General features: G+C 66.3%; 14 protein-coding genes. 8 read left to right on the forward strand and 6 right to left on the reverse strand.

The annotated features are described in order from the left end of the window. Nucleotides 1-56 precede the first annotated feature (56 nt). From ACYVF5_RS15815 to ACYVF5_RS15830, 4 genes are all read left to right on the forward strand, one after another. Entirely contained in the window at nt 57-1,469 is a 1,413-nt protein-coding gene (locus tag ACYVF5_RS15815) for a dihydrolipoamide acetyltransferase family protein (RefSeq protein WP_460948145.1), read from the forward strand. 13 nt (nt 1,470-1,482) lie between these two features. Beyond that, nucleotides 1,483-3,951, forward strand: a complete 2,469-nt coding sequence (locus ACYVF5_RS15820; RefSeq protein ID WP_460948147.1) for an alpha-ketoacid dehydrogenase subunit alpha/beta — start codon at nt 1,483-1,485, stop codon at nt 3,949-3,951. Between the two features lie 177 nt (nt 3,952-4,128). Next, nucleotides 4,129-4,485: a PadR family transcriptional regulator gene (locus ACYVF5_RS15825; protein ID WP_460948149.1), complete on the forward strand. Its 357-nt coding sequence runs from the start codon at nt 4,129-4,131 to the stop codon at nt 4,483-4,485. Nucleotides 4,486-4,501: 16 nt separating this feature from the next. Then, nucleotides 4,502-5,875: a permease prefix domain 1-containing protein gene (locus tag ACYVF5_RS15830; protein WP_460948151.1), complete on the forward strand. Its 1,374-nt coding sequence runs from the start codon at nt 4,502-4,504 to the stop codon at nt 5,873-5,875. A gap of 172 nt (nt 5,876-6,047) precedes the next feature. On the opposite strand, the gene ACYVF5_RS15835 is transcribed toward ACYVF5_RS15830, so the two are convergent. Then, the gene (locus tag ACYVF5_RS15835; RefSeq protein WP_460948152.1) at nt 6,048-7,034 is read right to left on the reverse strand and encodes a sugar-binding transcriptional regulator; all 987 of its coding nucleotides are present in this window, start codon (nt 7,032-7,034) and stop codon (nt 6,048-6,050) included. A 153-nt stretch (nt 7,035-7,187) separates the two neighbouring features. Between ACYVF5_RS15835 and ACYVF5_RS15840 the strand changes: the two genes are divergently transcribed. The 4 genes from ACYVF5_RS15840 (at nt 7,188) to ACYVF5_RS15855 (ending at nt 11,465) form a co-directional block, all read left to right on the forward strand. After that, on the forward strand, nt 7,188-8,180 hold the full coding sequence (locus tag ACYVF5_RS15840) for an ABC transporter permease (protein WP_460948154.1): 993 nt from the start codon (nt 7,188-7,190) through the stop codon (nt 8,178-8,180). 31 nt (nt 8,181-8,211) lie between these two features. Continuing rightward, a complete protein-coding gene (locus ACYVF5_RS15845; protein ID WP_460948156.1) occupies nt 8,212-9,213 on the forward strand; it encodes a substrate-binding domain-containing protein in 1,002 nt (333 codons plus the stop codon). Nucleotides 9,214-9,230: 17 nt separating this feature from the next. Then, nucleotides 9,231-10,754, forward strand: a complete 1,524-nt coding sequence (locus tag ACYVF5_RS15850) for a sugar ABC transporter ATP-binding protein (RefSeq protein WP_460948158.1) — start codon at nt 9,231-9,233, stop codon at nt 10,752-10,754. Nucleotides 10,755-10,820: 66 nt separating this feature from the next. After that, nucleotides 10,821-11,465: an SIS domain-containing protein gene (locus tag ACYVF5_RS15855; protein WP_460948160.1), complete on the forward strand. Its 645-nt coding sequence runs from the start codon at nt 10,821-10,823 to the stop codon at nt 11,463-11,465. Between the two features lie 112 nt (nt 11,466-11,577). On the opposite strand, the gene ACYVF5_RS15860 is transcribed toward ACYVF5_RS15855, so the two are convergent. The 5 genes from ACYVF5_RS15860 to ACYVF5_RS15880 all read right to left on the reverse strand — a co-directional run bounded on the left by ACYVF5_RS15860 (nt 11,578) and on the right by ACYVF5_RS15880 (nt 16,441). Further along, the gene (locus tag ACYVF5_RS15860; protein WP_460948408.1) at nt 11,578-12,060 is read right to left on the reverse strand and encodes a glutathione peroxidase; all 483 of its coding nucleotides are present in this window, start codon (nt 12,058-12,060) and stop codon (nt 11,578-11,580) included. A 220-nt stretch (nt 12,061-12,280) separates the two neighbouring features. Beyond that, nucleotides 12,281-13,768, reverse strand: coding sequence for an MFS transporter (locus tag ACYVF5_RS15865; RefSeq protein WP_460948162.1), 1,488 nt, complete (start codon nt 13,766-13,768; stop codon nt 12,281-12,283). Nucleotides 13,769-13,930: 162 nt separating this feature from the next. Beyond that, nucleotides 13,931-14,479, reverse strand: coding sequence for a TM2 domain-containing protein (locus ACYVF5_RS15870; RefSeq protein WP_460948164.1), 549 nt, complete (start codon nt 14,477-14,479; stop codon nt 13,931-13,933). Nucleotides 14,480-14,537: 58 nt separating this feature from the next. After that, nucleotides 14,538-15,203: a LuxR C-terminal-related transcriptional regulator gene (locus tag ACYVF5_RS15875; protein ID WP_460948166.1), complete on the reverse strand. Its 666-nt coding sequence runs from the start codon at nt 15,201-15,203 to the stop codon at nt 14,538-14,540. Then, nucleotides 15,200-16,441, reverse strand: a complete 1,242-nt coding sequence (locus ACYVF5_RS15880) for an ATP-binding protein (protein ID WP_460948168.1) — start codon at nt 16,439-16,441, stop codon at nt 15,200-15,202. The genes ACYVF5_RS15875 and ACYVF5_RS15880 overlap by 4 nt, the downstream gene beginning before the upstream one ends. Nucleotides 16,442-16,634 lie beyond the last annotated feature (193 nt).

A 16,634-nucleotide genomic window follows, 5' to 3' on the forward strand; every position in this document is an offset into this window, starting at 1 on the left:
GATATCAAATGAGCGAACGTGACTCCACGAATATGGAGCGGCGAAATGGAGCGGCATTGAGCACCGAGGTTCGGGTTCCCACCACCGGCAATGCCGGTGAAGACGTTGTCATCGCGCAGTGGGCGGTGTCTGTCGGCGAGACCGTGCGGGCCGGCGAGACCCTTGTGGTGCTCGAGACGGCGAAATCGACAGTCGACGTCGAGGCGCCCGTGAGCGGGACACTTCTGCAGGTCAGCGCCGACGAAGGTGATGAGGTTGCCGAGTTCGCCGTGATCGGCATCATCGGCGAGCCTGGCGAGATCACCTCACCCGAGCAGCCCGCGACTCCGGAGGGCGAAGAGCCGCATCGCCCGCCGCAGTCGGACGGAGCGTCCGCAGACACTGTGTCCGAGAGCGCTCATACGCCCGGGACCGCGATGCCGGATGCCGCCGCGATGCCGGACACCACGGAGATACCGGACACCACCGCGACGAGCGAGACCACGTTGGCAACGCCAGAACTGCCGCGAGCTGTGACAGGTGAGAACACGAGCGACCGCATCAAGGTCTCGCCGCGCGCGGCGATCATGGCAGAGCGCAGCGGAATCAGCCTCGTCGGGCTCGCCGGCTCGGGCCCGCGCGGGCGCATCATCGTCTCAGACGTCATCGCGGCGAAGGCTGCTGCCGATTCGGCCGCTTCTGCGCAGGCCGCGGCGCAGCCGGCGTCGTCGCCCGCGCACCACCCCGCCGCGCCCACCGCCCGTTCGGCCGGGCCGTCGCGCGAAGCCGCACCCGCCGCGCAGACAGACGAGTACCACCTCGTTCCGGTGCGGGGTGCCCGCAAAGTCACGGCTCAGCGTATGCACGAGTCCCTGCAGTCCACCGCGCAGGTCACGCTCACGCGGTATGCGGATGCCACTCGCCTGTTCGACTATGCGGCTCGGCTGAAAGAGGTGACAGCAGAGACCGGGCGCCAACACATCGGAATCAACGACCTGCTGCTGTTCGCGGTCGCCAGAGCCGTTGTGCGGCATCCGGAGGCGAATGCCGCTTTCGACTGGGACGGCATCCGGCGCTACACGAGGGTCAACCTCGGATTCGCCGTCGACACGGGGCAGGCACTGCTCGTTCCGGTGATCCCAGACGCTGACTCGATCTCGTTGCAGCAGCTCGCCGAGCGCGCCCACGAGGCCATCGACCGGGCGAAGTCCGGTGAACTCGGGACGGCAGAGATGGGCGGCGGAACCTTCACCGTCTCCAACCTCGGAGGTCTCGGCGTGCACTGGTTCACCCCGGTGCTCAACCCGCCGCAGGCCTGCATCCTCGGCATCGGCGCCGCGCACCAGGCATACCCGGATGCCCCGCGCCAGCTTCCCCTCTCACTCACGTTCGACCACCGGGCACTCGACGGCGCCGCAGCGGCGAAGCTGCTCGCCGAGATCGCCCAGACCATCGAGACCGTCGACGTGCTGTCGGCATTCACCGCATAAGGAAACCGCCCTCATGGCCAAGGAACTTCTCGTCGACCCCACCATCGCCCGTCGGGGCGGCCGCATCGACATCGCGCCGATCCCGGTCAACGCATACACACCGGACCTCGACGCAGAGCGCGAGCTGCACGGCGACGCCGCGCTCGTGCGCATCGGCCGCGACATGATCCTCGTGCGCGAGTTCGAGCTGATGCTCAACAGCATCAAGCGCGAGGGCTCGTATCGCGGCATCGACTACGTGCACGCCGGCCCGGCGCACCTCTCGATCGGGCAGGAGGCCGCGGCCGTCGGCCAGGCGTTCACACTGGGCGTCGAAGACCGTGTGTTCGGCAGTCACCGCAGTCACGGCGAGGTCATCGCCAAAGGGCTCTCCGCCATCACCTCGGCGACACCGGCCGGTGTCGAGCAGGCGATGCGCGACTGGTCGAACGGTGCGATCTGGAACGTCGTCGAGGCTCGCCTGTCGGCATCCGACCCCGAGCAGCAGGCCATCAACTACCTGCTCTACGGAATGACGGCGGAGACCTTCGGCCGCAGCACCGGGTTCAATCGTGGGCTCGGCGGCAGCATGCACGCGTTCTTTCCGCCGCTCGGCATCCTTCCCAACAATGCGATCGTCGGCGGGTCAGGCCCCCTCGCGACGGGTGCGGCGCTTCACAACCGCATGCGTGCGCAGGCCGGCATCGTCGTCGCGAGCGTCGGCGACGCTGCGACGGGCCGCGGACCGGTGCTCGAGTCGTTCAACTTCGCGGGCATGGGTCAGCTGCACACCCTGATGGACGAGCGTCACTCCGGCGGACTGCCGATCGTGTTCTTCATCGTCAACAACTTCTATGGCATGGGCGGCCAGACCATCGGCGAGACGATGGCCTACGACAGGCTCTCCCGTCTCGGAGCCGGGTTCAACGTGCACAACATGCACGCGCAGACCGTCGACGGCAACAATCCCCTCGCCGTGATCCAGGCGATGACGGATGCCCGCAGCCACATCGCAGATGGCACGGGTCCGGTGCTGCTCGATGTGCAGACCTACCGGCAGTCGGGCCACTCGCCGTCGGACGCGTCGAGTTACCGGAGCAAAGACGAGCTCGACCTGTGGGCTGCTGTCGACCCGATCGACGAGCACTTCGCTCGTCTCATCGAGGCCGGCGTCACAACCGCCGAGCACCGTGCGGTGCTCAGGTCATGGGCAGAAGAGACGGTGTCGGCGGCTCTCGAGGTCGCGATAGACCAGACGGTGTCTCCGCGGCTTCGCCTGCGTCAAGACCCGACGGTCATGGGCGACATCACATTCTCGAACTCGGCGGTCGATCTCGAGACCGCGCCGAAGGGCGAGACGCTCAAGCCGCTTTCCGAGGTCGGCCGTGTCGTCGCGCTCGCGAAGAAATCCCGGACGGGGATCGTCGACGACACCGTTCTGAGCGGCGCGAAGGCCATCACCTTCCGCGACGCCCTGTTCGAGCCTCTCGTGCATCACGCGGATGCCGACGACCGGGTCGCCTTCTGGGGTGAGGAGAACCGCGATTGGGACGGCGCCTTCGGCGTCTACCGGGGGATGACCGAGTTCCTTCCCCGCCACCGTCTCTTCAACACACCGATCTCTGAGGGCACGATAGTCGGCTCTGGCGTGGGCTTCGCGCTCGCCGGAGGACGACCCGTCGTCGAGCTGATGTACGCGGACTTCATCGGCACGGCGGGCGACGAGATCTTCAATCAGATGGCCAAGTGGCGTGCGATGAGCGGCGGACTCGTCGACCTGCCGATGGTGCTCAGGGTCTCCGTCGGCAGCAAATACGGCGCACAGCACTCACAGGACTGGTCGTCGATGGTCGCGCTCGTGCCCGGCCTCAAAGTCGTGTTCCCCGCGACACCCCGCGACGCCAAAGGGCTTATGGCCGCAGCGCTGTCCGGCAACGACCCGGTGGTGTTCTTCGAGAGCCAGAGACTCTATGACCAGGTCGAGACCGTGCATCCCGACGGGGTGCCCGCCGAATACTACACCACCGAGATCGGCAAGCCGGCGGTCGTGCGCGAGGGGTCGGATCTCACGATCATGACGGTGGGCGCCGCCCTCTACCGAGCGCTCGAGGCGGCAGACCGGCTGCGGGCAGTACACGGAATGTCTGTCGAGGTCATCGACGCGCGCTCCATGGTGCCGTTCGACTACACACTGCTTCTGCGGTCCGTGGCGAAGACCGGCCGGCTTGTGCTCGCCTCAGACGCGAACCTGCGCGGCAGCTGGATGCAGACGGTCGCCTCGCGTGTGCAGACGGATGCCTTCGACGACCTCGACGCGCCGGTGATCGTTCTCGGCGCACGCAACTGGATCGCGCCGCCGGCCGAGCTGGAGTGGGAGTACTTCGTGACGCCTGACGACATCCTCGACGCCGTGCACACGCAGATCGTGCCCCTCGCCGGCCACACTGTGCAGGACGGCCCTGGCGCTGAGGGGACGGCGGAGGAGTCTGCGCTCGGGCTGTAGCCGCGGAGCCCCTTCTCCTCTCGTTTGTGTAGGACGACACCGTCCGAATCCGTCGCGCCATCTGGCCCACGCAGTAAATCGAACCGGAAGCACCTGTTCTTCCTGTGAGAAACGTGCCTAGAGCTGCAATGCCTAGATCTGCGAGGTATGCTGGCAGGGAACGGAGGCGCAGCCGCTATGAACATCGACAAGGACCTGGTCGCCGCGATGGCGACACCGCTTGTGCTCGCCATTCTCCTCGAGGGCACCAGCTACGGATACGCGATTCTCAAAAGGGTGCGCGAGCTCTCTGGCGGCGATCTCGAATGGACGGACGGCATGCTGTATCCGCTGCTCCACCGACTCGAACGGCTGGGTTCCATCCGTGCCGAGTGGGGGGTGTCGCCGGAGGGCAGGCGCCGTCGCTATTACGAGATCACCGACGCCGGTCGCGCCCAGCTCGCTGACCAGCGCCGGCAGTGGGACGCCGCGACGCGGACCCTCGGCGGACTCTGGGGGCTCGCCGCCCCGGCCACAGGCGCGGCAGGCGCATGAACGCGGAGGTATGAACATGGATGCGCTCGAGAACCAGATCAGTCAATGGCGCACAGCGGTCGAACGCGGTCGTGCCGTCGACGCAGACGACGCCGACGAACTCGAGGGTCACCTGCGGGAGCAGATCACGGACCTCGAGACGTCGGGGCTCTCGCCGGATGAAGCCTTCCTCATCGCCGTCAAACGGCTCGGCGAAGTGGATCTCATCACCGCGGAGTTCGCCCGCGAGCACGGCGATCGGCTGTGGAAACAACTGGCCCTGTCGCCCTCGGCGAGCGGAGGGCGTTCGTCGAGCCAATCGAATCAACCGAGTCAATCGAGCAGGTCGATCCTGACGATGCTCGGGTTCGCCGCACTCGCCGCCGTGCTCATACAGGCCGCCCGTCTTCTTGCGCAGATGCCTGGCACGAACGGTCTATGGTTCGTTCGGGATCTCAGCTTCTTCGTGCTGCCCGTTCTCGCCGGATACTTCGCGGTGGTGCGGCGGGTCTCGTGGGGACAGGCGCTCGGGCTTGTGCTGACGTTTGCGGTGCTGGGGAGCGTGGTCAACGTTTTTCCGTTCGCACCGGGCGCGAGCACAGACGCGCTCGTCGCGATCCACCTGCCGATCGTGCTCTGGTTCGTCGTCGGCTTCGCCTATGTGAGAGGTGACGTGCGGTCATCCTCTCGCCGTATGGACTTCATCAGATTCACGGGTGAATGGGCGATCTATTACGCACTCATCGCCCTCGGCGGCGCGGTACTGCTGGGTCTGACCTCTCTTGTGCTCGCACCGATCGCCCCGGGCGCGATATCCGAGGTGATGGCGTGGGTGCTTCCCTCGGGGGCAGCGGGCGCCGTGCTGGTTGCAGCATGGCTCGTCGAGGCGAAGAAGAGCATCATCGAGAATCTGGCGCCTGTGCTGACCGTGATCTTCACGCCCCTGTTCGCCGTGATGCTGTTGGTCTCCGTTGTCGTCTATGCCGTCGCCGGTGTCGGGCGTGACTTCGACCGCGACCTGCTGACGGTGTTCGACGTGCTGTTGCTCGTGGTCGTCGCCCTCGTCGTCTATGGCATCTCGGCGCGGGACACGAGGCGTGCGGGCGGTGTGATGGATGTTCTGCGCCTCGTCGCGGTCGGTGCAGCGATCGTGCTCGATGCACTTGTGCTCGGCTCCATGCTGGCTCGAGTGGGTGAGTTCGGCTTCACTGCGAACCGCGTGGCCGCACTCGGGCTGAACCTGGTGCTGCTCGTGAATCTCGCGGTTGCCGCCTGGCTCATCGTTCGCCTGCTGATGGGCAAGGCGCCGGCTGTGCGGCTCGAGCGCTGGCAGACCGGATACCTCCCGGTGTTCGGCGCGTGGGCGCTTGTGGTCGTGCTCGTCGTGCCACCGCTTTTCGGCTTCGCCTGACGGGCTGTGAGCCCCCGCCCTCGTACCCCGCTCTAGGTGACGTTTCCGGACGCAGGTGCGCGATAGTTCGGCCACTTACGTCCGGAAACGTCACCTAGAGCGGGCGAAGAGGGGGCTGGCGGGGCGAAGGGGGCTGGCGGGGCGAAGAGGGGGGTGGCGGGGCGGGCACCGCTCACTCCTCGCCGCGGGGGCCACGACCCAGAATCTGCTCGGCCAGCGCGCGATCGGTCACGATCCCCGAGATCAGGCCGGCGCGGGCGACGGATGCCACGGCAAGGGCCTTGCGGGCTCCCGCCGCCACCGCGATCACTCGAGGGATCCGGCGCAGCTGCTCGGAGGTGACCGAGATGCAGCGCTCGGCGAAGTCTGGAGCGATCTCCGAGCCGTCGGCAGCGACCAGCGTCGAAGCGATCTCGGCGACCACCCCTCGTGCGACCAGGGCATCGCGGTGCTCGGGGTGAACCGACTCGTAGAGCTGGGATTCGGGCGGCGACCACGCACCGATCGACATCACGGCGGTGGTGATCTCTGAGAACATCGCCAGCGCCTTCGCGATGTCCGACTGGCTCCGCAGCGCGGCGGCGATCTCTGGATCGCCCACAACCAGCGGTGCGAAGATCGGATGCGCAGAGCCACCTGAGTTTTGTGCGACCTTGCGCACAAGTTCGACGGGAGACTGGTAGATGTTCGCTCCGGCCGCTCCCGTCAGCTGCACGATCGACATGGCGGGCAGATTGGGCAGTGACTCGGTCATGGCACTGAGGGTGCGGCCCCAGCTCATGCCGAGCACCTCGCCATCGGTCAGTGTTGTGCTCAGCAGCTCAGCGGCGGCTCGTCCCACCTCGTGCCTGGCGGCGTCGTCGTCGCCGTGGACCTCGACCACAACCGCCTCTCTCAGACCGAGGTGATCGGCGAGTTCGGCCGACAGCGCCTCGTCGATGATGCCCTCGTCGTTGAGCGTGATGGTGATGAGGCCGAGCGACTTGGCGAGCTCGAGCATCCGCGCGACCTTGAACCGCGAGACGCCCAGGGAGTCGGCGATCTCGATCTTGCTTCGGTCTTCGAGGTAGAACAGGCGGGCGGCGGCGAGAACCCTCGATCGCTCAGAGGGTGAGATGTCTTCTGACGGCGCGGATGACGCGCGCTGGTTGTGATCCATTCGTCGCCTTTCCGTCTGGCATGGCGCGGCTTGCAGCTCTGCAACAATCACTCTAGTATGGCGGGACAGATGAGCGAAATTTCTGCTCAAATGAGCAAGCGATAGAGAAACCGGGCTTTCCGCCCAGAGGAACACCTGCGAGGAGGCAGACAGATGCGGCGACGGATACCCAACGAAGTCGGCATCGCGGCGGTGGTTGTGCTCGTGGCCGTGGCGCTCAGCATCATGTCGCCGACGTTCCGCACGATCGACAACGCGCAGATCCTGCTGCTCAACGGCGCGGTGATCGCGTTTCTGGCCCTCGGGCAGACGTTTGTGCTGTTGACGGGCGGCATCGACCTGTCGACCGGATCCAACATCGCCCTCACCGGTATGGTCGCCGCTCTCATCACGGCCGGCGGTGCCCCCTGGTACCTGGCCGCGCTCGCGGCCATCGTCGTCGGGCTCGCCGTCGGCGCGATGAACGGCGCGTTCGTGCACTACCTGAAGCTGCCGCCGTTCATCGTGACATTCGCCACCTTCGGAGTCGCCGCAAGCATCCCCCTCATTCTCACGAGCGCCAACTCGGTGAACGTGCGAGACCCGTTCTTCGCGATCATCGGCCGCGGCGCACTCTTCGGGATCCCGATGCCCGTGGTGCTCGTGGCCCTGGCGGCGGTCGTCTTCAGTGTTCTGCTGCGCTTCACCGCCACCGGCGTGCACATCTATTCCGTCGGCGGCAACGCCGAGACGAGCCGCCTTGCCGGTGTGCGCAGCGGCCGCGTGATCATGCTGGCCTACGCGATGAGCGGGCTCTGCGCGGCGATGGGCGGACTGATCACCACGAGCAGGCTGATGGTGGGCTATCCGAGCGCAGGCTCGGGAAACGAGCTCTTCTATTCGATCGCCGCAGCCGTCGTCGGCGGTGTCAGTCTCTTCGGGGGCATCGGCACGATCGGCGGTGCCCTGCTCGGAGCCGTGCTGATTGCGACGGTGTCGAACGGCATGAACGTGATCGGTGTCGAGAGCTACTGGCAGCCGCTTGTGATCGGCGTCATCATTCTCATCGGCGTCATCATCGACACCCACCGGCGCCAGCTGTCGGTCTCGGAGCTTCTGAGACGCATGCGCGGAAAACCGACGGCACAGGCATCCGTCACAACGTAATTCCCACCACCAGAGAAACAGGAGATATCCCATGCAAAGACGCATCGCATTGATGTCATCGCTCGCCGCTCTCGCACTGCTGCTGTCGGGCTGCAGCGGAGCGCTCGACACCGGCACAGGTGACGGATCCGCCGGCTCAGACGACGGATCGATCCCGCGCCCTGCAGCGTGCGACGAAGAGAACCCCTACCTCGCCGTGGCTCTGCCGAACCTCACGAACCCCTACTACGTGGCCATGAAGCAGGGGTTCGAAGAAGAGGGCGAGGCCCAGGGCTTCGACGTCGAAGTTCAGATCGCGAACGACGACGATGCCGCTCAGCTGTCGCAGGTGCAGGCGATGCTGCAGAAGCAGCCGTGCGCTCTTGCGCTCAACGCTGTGAAATCCGACCCGGCTGCGGCGATCGTGAAGGCGGCGAACGAAGCGGGGGTTCCGGTCTTCACGGTGAACGTGACGGTGTCGGAAGAGGCGCTCGAGGCGCAGGGCGCTCAGGTCGTGCAGTACCTCGGCGCCGACAACTATGCGGGCGGCGCCCAGATGGCCGAGCAGGTGCTCACCGATCTCGGTGAGGACGCCGCGCTCACAATCGGCTTCGTGACCGAACCAGACGAGGTGCCCACCCTCGAACGCGATAGCGGTTTCGAAGAGACCATCTCTGAGAACGGCAACGCCGAGGTCGTGGCAAAGGTCGACGGCAACGTGAAGCCGGACGACAGCCTGAAGGCGACAACCGAGCTGCTGTCTGGCAACCCGGATCTCAACGTGATCTTCGCGAGCACCGGCCCGGCAACCTACGGGGCGCTGCAGGCGCTCGGCGGCAACACGAGTGTGGCGCTGTACGGGTTCTGCGCATCAGAAGAGCCGCTCACCGGTCAGTATGCCGGCTGCGTCGCTCAGGAACCGGAGTCATACGGACGCCAGGTCGTCGAGCAGGTCAAGGGCTGGCTCGACGGGGCGACACCCGAGCCCGAGATCCTGCTTCCGCTGAAGATGTTCGTGACGGGCGAGACACCGGCACCGGGCGAGGTCGGGTAGTCGTGGAGGCGACGGCGATGGACGAGCGCATGAGAGCGGGTGGGCTCGAGGTCGACGACGTTGTGAAGAGCTACTCGGGCCAGATCGTGCTCAAGGGTGTGTCCGTCGCCGTTCGCCCCGGCGAGGTCGTCGGGCTCGTTGGGCACAACGGCGCGGGCAAATCGACGCTGATGCGGGTGATCTCCGGCGCCGTCAAGCCGGACTCCGGCGAGGTGCGGGTCGACGGAAGACCTGCTCCGCTCGGCTCGCCGGCAGATGCGATCGCCGCCGGCATCGCGACCGTCTATCAGGAGCTCTCTCTGCTGCCGAACCTCACGGTCACGCAGAACGTGTTTCTCGGCGCCGAGCTTCGCCGAGCAGGTTTTCTCAGCCGTGAGGCCATGAAGGAGCAGGCCAACGACCTGGTGCGCTCATTCGGGCTCGACGTCGATGTCGACCGCAAGGTCGGCGCATACCCCGTCGCAACGCGGCAGCTTCTCGAGGTGGCGATCGCCACGCACAGGAAAGCGCGATATCTGCTTCTCGACGAGCCGACAACGAGTCTCGAGGGGTCCCAGATCAACAGGTTCCTCGACCTGGTCAGCACGATGGCCGACCAGGGCCTCGGGATCGTGCTCGTCAATCACAAGCTCGAAGAGCTCTACGCGGTGGCATCGAGGATCATCGCCCTCGTCGACGGCGAGGTGCGGATCGACGCCGCCGTCTCGTCGGTGAGCCGAGCGGATGTCGTTCATGCGATAGCGGGCGAGGACGCCGTCGCGAGCTCGCCGGTGGCCATCGACCGCAGTGAGCACGAGGCGGAGCGTGCCGCGTCAGAGGTCACCCTCCGCGTGAGCGGGCTCCGATCCTCCGCCCTGAACGGTGTGGAGCTCGAAGCCCGGGCCGGGCGCGTTCTCGGCATCTACGGGCTCGTCGGTGCGGGGCGCACAGAGCTGCTGCGCACACTGGTCGGGCTCGAAGCCGTTCACGAGGGGTCGATCGAGCTGTTCGGACGCCCCTACCGTCCGCGCGATGCGGGAGCAGCGATGAGGGCCGGCGTCGTCTACGTCACCGAGGAGCGCAAGATCGACGGCATCGTGCCGCTGCTCGATTCATCGCTCAACACCATGCTCCCCGTGTTGAGGCGCAACTATCGCGCGGGGCTCCTCGACCGGCGCGCGCTCAGAAGCAATGCCACCGAGCTGATGGACCGCCTGAAGGTGAAGGGTGACCGCACGGCGCCGATCGTCAGTCTGTCCGGGGGCAATCAGCAGAAGGTTCTGCTCGCCCGGGCCTTGGCGCAGCATCCGAAGGTGCTGTTGCTCGACGAGCCGACGAAGGGTGTCGACCTCGGGGTGAAGGCCGAGATCCACCGCATCATCCGCAGGCTCGCCGCCGACGACGGGCTGACGGTGATCATCGTCTCGAGTGAAGAAGAAGAGATCTGCGACGTCGCAGACGACGTCATGGTGATGAGCGGGGGCTCGGCGACGGGCGAGCTTCTCGACCCGGCGACGTTGAGCGCCGCTTCGCTGCGTCACCTGGCGTGGGACGCCGCGTGACGCGGCGGCCGATCCTCGTGATCCAGCGCTCACCCTGATGAGCTCACCCGTGATGAAAGGACAACTATGACGGACTCCACACCATCGGCACTCGAGGTGGCCAGAGAGGTGGTGCGAAGCGAGGCAGCCGGCGTTCTCGCCGTCGCCTCGCAGATCGACGACACGTTCACGCAGGTCGCCGATCTGCTCTATGCCTGCACCGGCAAGGTGTTCGTGACCGGCTCGGGAACGTCGGGCACGATCGCCCGCCGCATGGCGCACCTTCTCGCCGTCTGCGGAACGCCGTCCGCGTTCATCCACCCGATGGATGCGCTCCACGGAACGATGGGTGTGCTCGCGCCGGGCGACGTGCTGATCGCGATCTCGCGCGGGGGAGAATCGGCAGAGATCAACGACCTGTGCCGACGTGCCCAGAAGCGCTCGGTGACCGTCGTCGCGCTGACGGCGGAAGCGGCGTCCACTTTCGGCACGCTGGCCGACATCACGGTGACGCTCACCACAGAGGGTGATGCCGACCCGGGCGGGGTCATCGCCATGGGGAGCACCCTCGTGACGGCCGTCTGGGGTGATGCCCTCGCCTGTGTGCTGATGCGCAGGCGCGGATACGGGTGGGACCAGGTGCTCGAAACGCATCCGGCCGGCGCCGTCGGGCTCATCACAGAACTGCCGGACGCCCTCGACGCGATCGACGCGCCGACTTCGTCACGTTGAGCCCGCAGGCGTGCTGCCTGTCTCAGTGACCTTTCCGGACGTATGTGCGCGTTGCAGCGGGCACCTGGGGCCGGAAATGTCACGTACATCCACGGCATCAGGCGCCACGGCATCAGGCGGGCAGCGACGCCTCGATCAGCTCGACGATCTGGGGAGCATCCGGCTCGACGGTCGGGCGGAAGCGGTGCACCTGCCCGTCCGGTGTGACGAGGAACTTCTCGAAGTTCCACTTCACATTGCCCGCCTTGCCATCGGCATCCGGGGTTCTGGTCAGCTCGGCATAGAGCGGATGCCGTGACCTGCCGTTGACCTTCACACGGTCGAACATCGGGAAGGTCACGCCCCAGGTCGTTGAGCAGTATTCCTTGATCTTGTTGTTGTCACCGAGCTCCTGCAGAAACTGGTTGCTCGGAAACCCGAGCACCGTGAAGCCGCGCTCGCCATAGGTCTTCTGCAGCTCTTCGAGCTTCTCGTACTGAGGGGCGAGCCCGCAGCGCGACGCGACGTTGACGATGAGCTTGACCTTGTCGCCCCATTCCGCGAGGGTCTTCGTCTCGCCGTCGATGGTGGTCACGGGGATGTCGTTGAGAGTCATGGTCATAACAACACCCTGACACGCGGATTAGTCCCCGTTGCGGACGAAACAGCTGACATGTGTTCTTCACAACTCCAGCCCGTTGCGCGTCGCGGAGGTCGGCGGCGCCGCCGACCTGTGACCCGCGAACCCGCGCGATCTTCGGGCTCCGCCCTGCATCCCCCTCACGAGCCGTGCACTCGTCACAGCTTGGGCACTCGTCACAGCTTTGAGAGACCCGCTAGTCGATCTCGGCCGGTTTCGGCCTGACGGGAATCATCAGCACGAGCCCGGCGAGCAGAACGATCACGATGCCCAGGATGCCGAAGCGGGTGTCTCCCGTTATGCCGACGAAGAGCGCGAAGAGGCCGGGTGCGAGAAAGCTCACGGCCCGGCCGGTCGTGGCGTAGAGCCCGAAGATCTCGCCCTCGCGCCCGCGTGGGATGATGCGCGAGAGAAAGCTGCGGCTCGCAGACTGGACCGGGCCGACGAACAGGCAGAGGAACAGCCCGGCTACCCAGAAGCCCGCCTGCGCGTCGCCGATGAAGAGCACCGATGTGCCGGCGAGGACGAGCCCGACGAGAGACCCGATGATGATTCTCTTCGCCCCGAGGCGGTCGTCGAGCCATCCGCCCGCGAAGGTGCCGATGCCGGCGACGACGTTCGCGGCGACCGCGAAGTAGAGTACCTCGGACGAGCTGAACCCGAAGACGACTGCCGCGATGATGGCGCCGAAGGTGAAAACGCCGGCGAGGCCGTCGCGGAACACAGCACTGGCCACGAGAAAGAGCAGCACCTGAGGGCTCTTCTTCGCGAGGGTGCGGATGGTGCGGAAGAGGATCGCGTACGACGTGAAAAAGCTCACACGGTGTGCTTGTGCGCGCGCCGGGATCTCGGGCACAGCGAACATCAGCGGAAGAGCGAACACCGCGAACCAGACGGCGGCGAGAACTATCGAGAGGCGGATGTTCAGGCCGGCTTCAGTGGTGATGCCGAGCACCCCGGCCTGCCCGTCGACTCCGAAGCCCTGGATGAAGAGCAGCAGGAGCAGCGCGAGCAGAACGATGCCGCCGACGTAGCCGAGTCCCCAGCCGAGGCCGGAGATCCTTCCGACGTTGCCGCGGTTCGACACCTGCACGAGCATGGCGTTGTAGTTGACATCCGCGAACTCGAAGAACACGTTTCCGACCGCGAGCAGCACAGCCCCCAGAACGAGGTATGCCGGTGCGCCCTCGACGAAGAACATCGCCCCCATCGCCAGGCACACGAGCAGGGTGTTCACACCGAGCCAGAACTTGCGTCTGCCCGAACCGTCTGACCGCTGCCCCATCACGGGTGCGAACAGGGCGACGAGCACACCGGCGATCAGGAGAGCGGTGCCGATCAGCGTCGCGTTCGCCGCGAGCGCGGCATCCAGTGCGCGCTCACCCGCCGCATCGGTCGCGGCGTCGACGACGGCCGGGTCGACGAACAGATTGCTCGCCAGGTAGGCGCTGAAGACGAAGGTCGTCACCACCGCATTGAACGAGGCGGATCCCCAGTCCCACAGCGCCCACGAGACCACGCGCTTGCGCGGGATCTTGTGCTCGCCCGATGCCTGCTCCCGATCGGATGCCTGTGGACCGTCAGGCGGGCCGTGCCCGATGGCTTCGGCCGGGGGTTCACCTGCGATCAGCGGGAGTCTTGTGTCCGCGACATCGTTGTCATCGGCTTCGGGCTGTGAAGTCATGTCGTCAGGCTAGCGTCACACGGTGAACGGTCGGAGAACGACGCGATGCGCCCGGGCATCCACAGAATGCACGAACGGCTCCTCGCCTCAGTGCCGAAGAGCCGTTCAGTGCCGAAGAGCCGTTCAGTGCCGAAGAGCCGTTCAGTGGTGATCGTGGTGACGTCAGTCGCGCAGGGGGCGACCCGTGGCATCCGTGTTGAAGTTCTGCGTGCGCGCGAGGATCATGATGCCCTCGACGAGGCCCCAGATCGCACTGACGAACGAGAGCATGCCGAGAGACAGAACCGTGATGAGCACCTGCGCGACGCCGATGCCCACGTAGCCCAGATAGAAGCGGTGCACACCGAAGGCACCGAGGAAGATGCCGAACAGACCGGCGGCGAGGCGGCTCTTGGCGTTCGGGTCGTACGGCTGCTGGTAGCCGTACGGCTGGTAACCGTACGGCTGCTGCCCGTAACCGGGAGGCGGCGCCTGCTGGTAGCCCTGCTGTGCGTAGTCGTTCTGGGGGTACTGCTCGTACCCGGGCTGCGGCTGCTGGTTGCCCTGCTCCGGGGAGGGCTGTCCGTATGGGGGAGCGGGCGGGAACTGCGATTCCTGGCCATACGCGGGCGGAACGGGCGGCGGGGGAACCGATGTGCCCTGGAACTGCGCCTGCGATTCGGCGGGCTGGTTCGGGTCCTGTGTGCCTTCTGGATGCTTCGGGTCGGTCATGCCGTTCATCATAGCGATCCGGGGTGAACCGAGGGGTGCCGGTTGTGCCGCACCCGCCTCACAGCAGTTTGCGCTCGAGCGCCCACGCGGTGAGCTCGTGCCGCGACGAGAGCTGCAGTTTGCGCAGAACATTCGACACATGCGTCTCGACGGTCTTCACCGAGATGAAGAGCTCTGCCGCCACTTCTTTATAGGCGTATCCGCGTGCGATCAGCCGCATGACCTCTTGTTCGCGCGCCGAGAGGCGATCGAGTTCGTCTGACGCCTGCGCGGTCTCGCCCGAGACCGCGCCGAAGGCATCCAGCACAAAACCCGCGAGGCGCGGTGAGAACACGGCGTCGCCGTCTGCGACGCGTCGCGCAGCATCCGACACGTCTGCACCAGAGGCGCTCTTGGTGATGTATCCGCGTGCGCCTGCGCGAATGACGCTCACAACGTCGTCGGCAGCATCAGACACACTCAGTGCCAGAAAGAGAGTGCCGGGCACCCGCGCTGCACTCTGCCTGATCACCTCGGCACCACCGCCTCCTGTGCCGCCGGGAAGGTGCACGTCGAGCAGCACCACTCGAGGCCTGGCCTCGGCGATCAGTGAGATCGCCTCGTCGACTGTCGCGGCCTCGCCGAGCACATCGATGTCGGGGTCGAGATCTGCGCGCAGACCGGACCGGAAGATGGAGTGGTCGTCGACGATCACAACGGTGAGCGTGCGTTCCGTCCCGGTCATGATGGGGTGCCTGCCTGTCGGGTTGTCGCGGCGAGTCGCAGCGCCAGCCGCACCTCTGCGCCGCTGCCGCCCGGCCCCGGGTGAAGCGTCGCCGTGCCTCCGATGCGATGCATCCTTCCGATGATCGACTCCTTGACGCCCATTCGATCGGTGGGAATGTCATCGAGTGTGAAACCGGGACCGCGGTCGGTGACGGTGAGTTCGATGCGGTCTGAGGATGCCTCCAGATAGACCGAGACGGTGCCGCCGGCGTGCCTGGCCGCGTTGAGCATGGCTTCACGCGCAGCCGCGACGAAGCCGTCGGGAACGGTGCCAGACACCGTTCCGGTTGTGACGATGTCGATCTGGGCCGCATAGTCCTGCTCGATTGTGGCCGCTATCGCCCGGATCTCGCCTGCCAGGTCGGAGCTCGAACCGCTCGCGCTCTCGAAGAGCCATTCGCGCAGCTCGCGTTCCTGTGCCCGAGCCAGGCGAGAGGCCTCGCTGTGCGGTGACTTCTGCTGGATGAGGGCGAGGGTCTGCAGCACGGAGTCGTGCAGGTGGGCGGCGATCTCCGCACGTTCGAGCTCTCGCGAGCGCGCGGCGCGCTCTTCGGCCAGGTCGTGGTTCAGCCGCACGAGCCAGGGCGCCACGACAACGGCGACACCGACGAGCACAGCTATCGCGGCGGCGAACACGGTCCAGACGTTGGGCTCTGAGCCCGTGACGAAGAAGAGCAGAATGCCGAGCGCGACGAGCACGAGCGCGCCGAGCACCCGCACGAGCATCGCAGACGACCTCGTGGTGGTGCCGTGGCGCAGGTCGTCGAACTGCCGCCAGGCCAGCCCGGTGCCGGCAAGCACAACGATGGCGGGCACAACGAAATCGAGGGGGACATCCGCCCCCAGTCGTGAGGCCACGAGCGCTGCGCCCGCGGCGATCAGCGCGACGCCGAGCAGGATCTCGGTGATCGGTGCAGAGCGGATGCCGATGGCGGCGTCCTGTTCCGGGTCAGGCCTCTGCTCGTGCGGGCGAACCAGGGTGCTCCGCAACGGACGGTCGGTTGCCGTCACCGTCGGTGTCGTCGCCCACAGCCAGGCATAGAGCAGGGCTCCGGCGCCGCCGCAGAGGGTGAGCACGAGTGTTGCCGTCCGAACGACGGCAACCGGCGCTCCCGTGTGCTGGGCGAAACCCGCGCACACACCGCCGACGAGCCTCAGGCGAGGCCTGGTCAGCGTGGCGGTCACAGGGTTCTGCATGGCTCAATACAAGCACGGGCCTGTGCAACGCGCATCGCCCAGAGACGAAGTTCAGGGTGAACCCGTACACAACCTCGGAGATCGCAGGCGGATGGGGTGACACTGCCGGTGAAAAGAGCATTCTTCGGTGAATCTCCGAAGTTGTGCACCCCCACATCGCGTCACACCAGCTCAGGGACGGATCAGGGTGATA

The organism is Okibacterium endophyticum (genome assembly GCF_054780075.1).

What these genes read in the sequence shown, in the direction of transcription:
- ACYVF5_RS15865 (WP_460948162.1), bottom strand. Translation starts at nt 13,768, where the DNA reads ATGACTTCACAGCCCGAAGCCGATGACAACGATGTCGCGGACACAAGA.
- ACYVF5_RS15835 (WP_460948152.1), bottom strand. Translation starts at nt 7,034, where the DNA reads ATGGATCACAACCAGCGCGCGTCATCCGCGCCGTCAGAAGACATCTCA.
- ACYVF5_RS15845 (WP_460948156.1), top strand. Translation starts at nt 8,212, where the DNA reads ATGCAAAGACGCATCGCATTGATGTCATCGCTCGCCGCTCTCGCACTG.
- ACYVF5_RS15860 (WP_460948408.1), bottom strand. Translation starts at nt 12,060, where the DNA reads ATGACTCTCAACGACATCCCCGTGACCACCATCGACGGCGAGACGAAG.
- ACYVF5_RS15850 (WP_460948158.1), top strand. Translation starts at nt 9,231, where the DNA reads ATGGACGAGCGCATGAGAGCGGGTGGGCTCGAGGTCGACGACGTTGTG.
- ACYVF5_RS15870 (WP_460948164.1), bottom strand. Translation starts at nt 14,479, where the DNA reads ATGACCGACCCGAAGCATCCAGAAGGCACACAGGACCCGAACCAGCCC.
- ACYVF5_RS15875 (WP_460948166.1), bottom strand. Translation starts at nt 15,203, where the DNA reads ATGACCGGGACGGAACGCACGCTCACCGTTGTGATCGTCGACGACCAC.
- ACYVF5_RS15855 (WP_460948160.1), top strand. Translation starts at nt 10,821, where the DNA reads ATGACGGACTCCACACCATCGGCACTCGAGGTGGCCAGAGAGGTGGTG.
- ACYVF5_RS15830 (WP_460948151.1), top strand. Translation starts at nt 4,502, where the DNA reads ATGGATGCGCTCGAGAACCAGATCAGTCAATGGCGCACAGCGGTCGAA.
- ACYVF5_RS15820 (WP_460948147.1), top strand. Translation starts at nt 1,483, where the DNA reads ATGGCCAAGGAACTTCTCGTCGACCCCACCATCGCCCGTCGGGGCGGC.
- ACYVF5_RS15840 (WP_460948154.1), top strand. Translation starts at nt 7,188, where the DNA reads ATGCGGCGACGGATACCCAACGAAGTCGGCATCGCGGCGGTGGTTGTG.
- ACYVF5_RS15880 (WP_460948168.1), bottom strand. Translation starts at nt 16,441, where the DNA reads ATGCAGAACCCTGTGACCGCCACGCTGACCAGGCCTCGCCTGAGGCTC.
- ACYVF5_RS15825 (WP_460948149.1), top strand. Translation starts at nt 4,129, where the DNA reads ATGAACATCGACAAGGACCTGGTCGCCGCGATGGCGACACCGCTTGTG.